The organism is Methylomonas sp. Kb3 (assembly GCF_002834115.1).
In the GTDB taxonomy this organism is placed as follows: Bacteria; Pseudomonadota; Gammaproteobacteria; order Methylococcales; family Methylomonadaceae; genus Methylomonas; species Methylomonas defluvii.
The window spans coordinates 23,694-30,059 of the sequence record NZ_PIZT01000021.1 but is presented as its reverse complement, the minus strand read 5'-3'; the positions used below and the strand labels follow the sequence as shown (position 1 = coordinate 30,059).

Below are 6,366 nucleotides of genomic sequence, written 5' to 3'. Positions count from 1 at the left end.
AGCTATTCCTCTTAGACTGGCTGACGTGCGAGCTATTCCCCCTAAGTTAATTGATCCGCGAGCTATTCCTCTTAGACTGGCTGACGTGCGAGCTATTCCCCCTAGGTCGATTTATAACCCGCGAGTTATTCCCCCTAGACTGATTCTGCCTTTTCACTTGAGTGAAAATATCGTTGCTAGAGTAGCTCAGATTTTGTATTTAAGATGATATGTGACATTAATGTACTTATGCTTATAAGTACCTTTTTTATTTGAAATTTTCTTTGTAAATACATTATTTCTATAATTAGTATTTACTGAGGTAGACGGTTAAAAAAAGACTATATAAGGCTTATAAGAATAAGGATGTTTTAAACGCCGGTTATAATTGTGTTATCAGGCACTTAGATTATCGACCCGCGAGTCATTCCTCCTAAAAGTAAGTCTGATTTCGATCTTTTTTGAGGTTAAGTAGTCATTCAGGACGGTAAATAAGTAGAAATTTAGTAACCCGCGAGCTATTCCCCCTGTATTTTTTAAGAACCGCGAGCTATTCCCCCTGCATTTTTTACAACCCGCGAGTCATTCCCCCTGTCTAAATTCATGATTTAAGTATGATTTTGGATGAAAAAAACGATGTGCGAGTCATTCCCCCTGGGAACCGCGAGCTATTCCCCCTGCATTTTTAACTGACCCGCGAGCTATTCCCCCTAAGCCTTATCGTTCCTGAAAGTAAATTCGTTAATAGAATTAAAGTAATAGTGTTAAAAACCATAAAGCAAATGTGTCCCTGCGAGCAAAATTGCTATCGTATTGCGGTTGACCCGCGAGCTATTCCTCCTTTCTTGGAACTAACCTGCGAGTCATTCCCCTCTTTAATGTTGTTTTTGGCATCGCTTAATCGGCGGTTTGATGCCTTTTGCTCAGCAGTAAATTCAGGGGAAGGGAAGATTGTATAGACAACATCTTCAATTTTTGACCTTTTCCCACGTTCTTCTAACTTGGTGTACGATGTTAATACTCCAAGTTGTTTGATTTCATCCCATGAGTTTTCGAGAGCAGTCACAGCATCTCTCTCACGTTTGTACCCTTCGAGTAATGAGCTATCTCGCTTGATAGTGCTGTATCGCATGATAAAGCTATTGGCTAATGATGCTTGGGTGTACTTAAGGACTAATTGGGAGATAAGCCATCTGGACAGTTGTGACCTACATTTCATCAATCGTCTGTAATTAAATTGACGATAGGTGAGATTGGATATGCCGTTTGTTATTAGTGGGTGGAATTGGACGAGCCACCGAGATTCTTGCGTGTTGAATTGTGTAGGTTCTTTTCGGCTGACTCTAGCTAATAGCGAGAGATAGGTCATCCTTGTATAGCTGATGTTAGAATCTTCTGTTTCGCCTTGAATATCTATTGTGCTTAGTGAAAGTATATCAAGAGCTTCTATAAGTTCGTCGTATCGAAGTGCGTGACCTTGGTCTTGTAAGTGGACGCGTAATTGATGTAGCGTGAATCTACAACCAGAGCGGAATTCCTCTACATCATAAAAACCATCATCAACGGCCATCTTTCTTAGGGCATGTTCAACAAGTTCTTCTCTTGCACTTGGATAGTATTCTGATTCGACGCCTGTAACTGGATCAACGAGACGGGCAGGGCGTATTTGTATTCGAAACTCATTACCACGGTACTTAAAATCGACTGTTGAAATTGGAAGAGAACCGCCAGGAAGCCTCAAGTCATCTTGTCTTTTACGAGAAATCGAATAACGAGGAATGCTATCCCATAGGTCAAAAGCATTTCCCAATTGAGCTTTTTCTTCCCGTGTGTTTGCTAGAAAGTCTTGAAATAGGCATAACTGTTGATTCTTAAAAGCATCAACAGGAATTGGCTTGAGTGTTGTTGTCTTTTTTTTAGCTGGTTTTTTGGGTGGGGTAGGGATTGTTTCGCTTGTGCCGAATAACAAATCATCATTAGAATCATGGAGAATTGTGGTTTTGCCTGATGACATTCTGTAATTCCTGATGGGTTAGTTAAAGACCAGTTATAGGGTATGAAGGAAAGCAGGATCAAGGTCCGATTCCGTTAGAAAGAAGTTTAGCTAAACATCTATTCGTCGTCAATTGGAAATTTTAGCGGCTAAAATTTATAGATAAGTTAACGAATGTATAACCAAATTTTTTTTACCAATGTTTTGCGCTTACTTGAAGAGAAGTGTATGACTAAAGAGCAATTGGCAGCTAAATCTGGTGTCTCTGAGTCGTTCATAGGTGATTTAACCAGGGGAAAAGGGAACCCATCTTTGCGGGTCATGGAGCAATTAGCGAATGCATTGGATGTGGATTTACCAAGTCTTTTAATAGAAACGGATATGGATGCAGAATCATTGCGTACGCTGGCTGGAGGAAAGATTAGCGGCGTACCAGATGGATATTCACGAGTGTCTGTGATTTTGCCGGACTATCAAGCGTTTCTTGTAAAGAAATGGGCACAAGGCGTGAAATCGCCTAGTCTAACTCGCGTCCTCACCAGCTAACTGTCAATAAAAAAACATGTTATATTGTGGGAAACCATTGGTTTCAACGATGTTTAATTGCATTTCACGGTTACTGGCATAACGTAATGGAGTATCAAAACAACACGTACAACATTGAGGAAGCCGAACTGGTAGAGTTTGTTAAAGCTAAGGCCGTAAGGGAAATCAATATTGTTCAGTCACAGAGTAAAAAGTACCGAATAGTCACTAAATTAACCTGGAAAGAAGGGTCTTTTTTGTTAGTGTCGTATCGAAAAAGGGTTCGCGAATGGTCAACGTTAGACACACTGTTCCGATACATTCGAGACACTTATGAAGATATAACAATCCCCATAAGACTTACGTTTGTTTCTTCCGAGTGCGCGGACAAGTCAGAAACACAAGAATTAAATATCAGAATCGATAACAGTAATTAGCCCTTCAACTAACGCTTGGTTACTATGAATTCATCTCAAACAGCGCAATACTTTGTTATCTGCTGCTGTCTTACACAAAACGCATTGGCCGAAACAGACGACGATTTAGGATTGATTTATGGATCTGGTCAAATGCAATCAATTGCATCAGGGCACCCGTTGCCGCAAAGCCTAAGTCCTAGTGTTACGTCGGTTATGACGGCTAAAGACATTGAAAGAATCGGTGCCAGACGCTTGACGGATGTTCTCGAATACTTACCTGGTGTACATGTAAGCAACGCCAGAAGTGGCGTTAAGGTTATTGGGTTTCGCGGTGTTTCCTCTGAGACAAACGCTCAAGTGTTAATCTTAGTCAATGGCGTACCTGTTAGGAATACATTATTTGGCGGAAAGCCATTCGAATGGAATCTGCCGGTTAAGAATATTGCACATATCGAAGTAATTAGAGGGCCTGGTTCAATGCTCTATGGTGGCGACGCCACGACCGGAGTTATCAACATTGTTCTGAAGACCGGCAAAGAGCTAAAAGGGGGCGATGTTGGTGGGTTCTTTGGAAATCAAGATACTTATGAAGGTTGGGCTGAATACGGTAACGAATCAGGCGACTTAGAGTACAGTTTAGCTATTCAAGGTGGTAGTACAAATGGTTATCAAGGAAGGGTCGGCCAAGACGCACAGACAGTTATAGATAGGCAGTTTGGAACTCAGGTATCTAATGCACCAGGCTTCACCAATAATGGTCGGGGTGACATTGATGCGCGCATAGACGTGGCCTACAAAGACATGATCAGGCTTCGAGCCGGGTATCAAGGATTTAGACATGTAGAAACAGGTATTGGAGCGGCTTATGCCCTTGACGGTACTGGCGGTACAAATAATGATATATACAATCTCGATCTGTCGCTAAATAACAAAATCACCGATGCACTAACGAATAAATCTTCGTTTTATTTTTTGGGGCAAAATCCAAGTACCGATATTAATTTACTGCCGGCAGGTACGTTCGGCGGGTTATTGCCACTTGGTGCACGAAATATTGTGTCTGGTTTCCAGGGGACAACTGGGCTAACTACACAACTCAATTACGTTGGCATTAATAAACACACGATCACAGCGGGTACGGGGCTTATTTACAATTGGATTTCTGATGGAACTGACAAAATCAATTACATCATTACTCCAACCTTTGTACAGCAGATCCCATTAACCGAAGCATCGGCATTTGGAAGAGATCCATTATTGGCATCGAAAGATCGAACAAATTATTATGCGCTAATACAGGATGAGTGGAATTTCGCACCAGATTGGTATCTAACTACTGGCTTTCGCTACGATTATTACTCGGACGTATAACCAGGTTATAGTCCACGTATCGCACTGGTGTGGAATGTCAATTTGAATCTGACAACCAAGTTGCTATATAGCCGGGCATTTCGACCGCCGTCGTTTCTTGAAAAGAATCTACCACTGATTCCGGGCACTACTGTTAAACCGGAAACTGTAAACACGGTTGAATTCCAGGTTGAAAACAAATGGTCGTCTGATTTAATGACGTCGGCGAATGTTTATTGGTTTAAACAAGAAAACTTAATCACGTCCACTAACTCCACAAGTGTGACCCCGGTCGGTTTTCGTAACAGCGCCCCAATTGATGGGATAGGCTTTGAAACTGAAACAAAGTACAAGTTAAGTAGCGATGTTGACTTCGCTGTCAGCTACAGTTATCACGGGTTGCCGTCTACGTCTTATACAGGTCTAATGCCAGAACACATGGCAAAAGGGCTGTTAAACTGGGACATCACTGATAGTTGGGCGGTAGGGACTCAACTAAATTGGATCGGAGAGCGAAAACGGCCATCCGATGATCCACGTGGGAATTTAGCAGGTTATTTTACGGCTGGTCTAACACTATCAACCAAAATAGCGAAACCACTCGAATTCACATTCAGAGTCAACAACATCTTTAATTCAACTCTAAAAGAACCAACGTTAAACCCAATTCTATTCCCAGGGGATGAAGCTATTCTTGGGCGAACCGTATTGGGACAAGTCAAAGTGACATTCTAGTGCTTATTTATCTAGCTAGGCTAATAACCAATCCTACTGGCGCATTAACCGCTATACACAAGAAATATGGCGACTTTGTGCAAACATGTTTTTTTAATAAGAAGCTTTTATTTACATCAAATCCGGAACATTACGAGGAAATATTCAATCAAGAAGCTAGGGGCCTTTTGAATAGAGACTCGCTTTATGAAGCAAAAAAACCTATGTTCGGCGATGGACTGTTTAATAGCAAGGGCGCTACATGGACAAACCAGCGTCGACTAATGCAGCCAATGTTTACAAAGCAAGCTATCGCAGAGTGGCACGGCATTATGCTTAAAGAAGCCTGCAATGCCACAAGGCGGCTCAAAAAGGATGGTGTCACTAAAGTAAACATATCAGAGGAATTAAAAACCATTATTCAGAGCATTCTGATTCAGGTCATGTTTGGCCAGGCAAAAACTTCACATAGTGAAGAGTTATTGATGGCGGCGATTGACACCATAGTAAAAGGATTATTTCCGCATTTACTAACGGAGACGCTAGGCAAGGGAAAATTAAAGCGGCTTTTTGTCCTACAAAATAGGAGAATGGAGAAAGCCATCAATCAATTCGTGGCCTATGTTGATTCCAAAATCGATGGAATTGAGCCGACAGGCCATGATTTAATTTCTCTAATGATGAATGGTAGGGACAGAAGCGGCTCACAAATGTCGAGAGAGTTACTAAGGGATGAGGCTGTTACGTTGTTCCTGGCTGGGCAAGACACCACTGTTAATACATTGATATGGTTCTTTTACCTCATAGGAAAGCATGAGGCGGTCCATAAACGTATTACCAGTGAAATACAGGGCATCAAGGATGACCCATTGACGCCAGAAACTATGGAACGGTTGATCTACACCAAGGCGGCGCTTTATGAGACATTACGCTTATATCCGCAGGCTATCGCGCTTAGTAGGGATACAGCAACGACGATAACCGTAGGAGGAAAAACGGTTTCACAAGGTACGTCTGTAATAATGAGCCTTTATGCGACCAATCGTGATGCAAGGTGGTGGGAGCGCCCAAATGAATTCTACCCAGATCACTTTTTAAACGGTGCAGTAACGCAGCGACATAAGTACACATTTCTCCCGTTCGGTGGTGGAGTACACAATTGTGTTGGTAGGCATTTCGCAGAGTTGGAAATGATGGTGATTATTGCCACCTTGCTAAGAGAATTTACAATTCTCGTCAACGAGGACATTAAACCTACCGTTAGTATTACCTATAAGCCTGAGAGAGATGTAATCGTTTCGATAACTCAAACCACTCAGGCCCTATAAATGCCTGTCGAAACTGAGACCGCCAAAGTGGACCATTGATACTGGTCGAGATGGTGGA

Annotated in this window: 5 protein-coding genes; 4 read left to right on the top strand and 1 reads right to left on the bottom strand. The window is 42.0% G+C overall.

The window, feature by feature from the left end; translation table 11 throughout:
- Nucleotides 1-784: 784 nt before the first annotated feature.
- The gene (locus CWO84_RS13330; RefSeq protein ID WP_205800380.1) at nucleotides 785-1,993 is read right to left on the bottom strand and encodes a replication protein; all 1,209 of its coding nucleotides are present in this window, start codon (nucleotides 1,991-1,993) and stop codon (nucleotides 785-787) included.
- Nucleotides 1,994-2,146: 153 nt separating this feature from the next.
- Here CWO84_RS13330 and CWO84_RS13325 point away from each other — a divergent pair, with 153 nt between their 5' ends.
- The 4 genes from CWO84_RS13325 (at nucleotide 2,147) to CWO84_RS13310 (ending at nucleotide 6,308) form a co-directional block, all read left to right on the top strand.
- On the top strand, nucleotides 2,147-2,518 hold the full coding sequence (locus CWO84_RS13325; RefSeq protein ID WP_101053171.1) for a helix-turn-helix domain-containing protein: 372 nt from the start codon (nucleotides 2,147-2,149) through the stop codon (nucleotides 2,516-2,518).
- A 440-nt stretch (nucleotides 2,519-2,958) separates the two neighbouring features.
- The gene (locus CWO84_RS13315) at nucleotides 2,959-4,287 is read left to right on the top strand and encodes a TonB-dependent receptor plug domain-containing protein (RefSeq protein ID WP_240618047.1); all 1,329 of its coding nucleotides are present in this window, start codon (nucleotides 2,959-2,961) and stop codon (nucleotides 4,285-4,287) included.
- 18 nt (nucleotides 4,288-4,305) lie between these two features.
- Nucleotides 4,306-5,001, top strand: a complete 696-nt coding sequence (locus CWO84_RS24970) for a TonB-dependent receptor (RefSeq protein ID WP_276308155.1) — start codon at nucleotides 4,306-4,308, stop codon at nucleotides 4,999-5,001.
- Entirely contained in the window at nucleotides 5,001-6,308 is a 1,308-nt protein-coding gene (locus CWO84_RS13310; protein WP_165786321.1) for a cytochrome P450, read from the top strand. Before CWO84_RS24970 ends, CWO84_RS13310 begins: the two co-directional genes overlap by 1 nt.
- Nucleotides 6,309-6,366 lie beyond the last annotated feature (58 nt).

Excerpts from the sequence above, each read along its gene's own strand:
- CWO84_RS13315 (WP_240618047.1), top strand. The coding sequence starts at position 2,959 with ATGAATTCATCTCAAACAGCGCAATACTTTGTTATCTGCTGCTGTCTT.
- CWO84_RS13325 (WP_101053171.1), top strand. The coding sequence starts at position 2,147 with ATGTATAACCAAATTTTTTTTACCAATGTTTTGCGCTTACTTGAAGAG.
- CWO84_RS13330 (WP_205800380.1), bottom strand. The coding sequence starts at position 1,993 with ATGTCATCAGGCAAAACCACAATTCTCCATGATTCTAATGATGATTTG.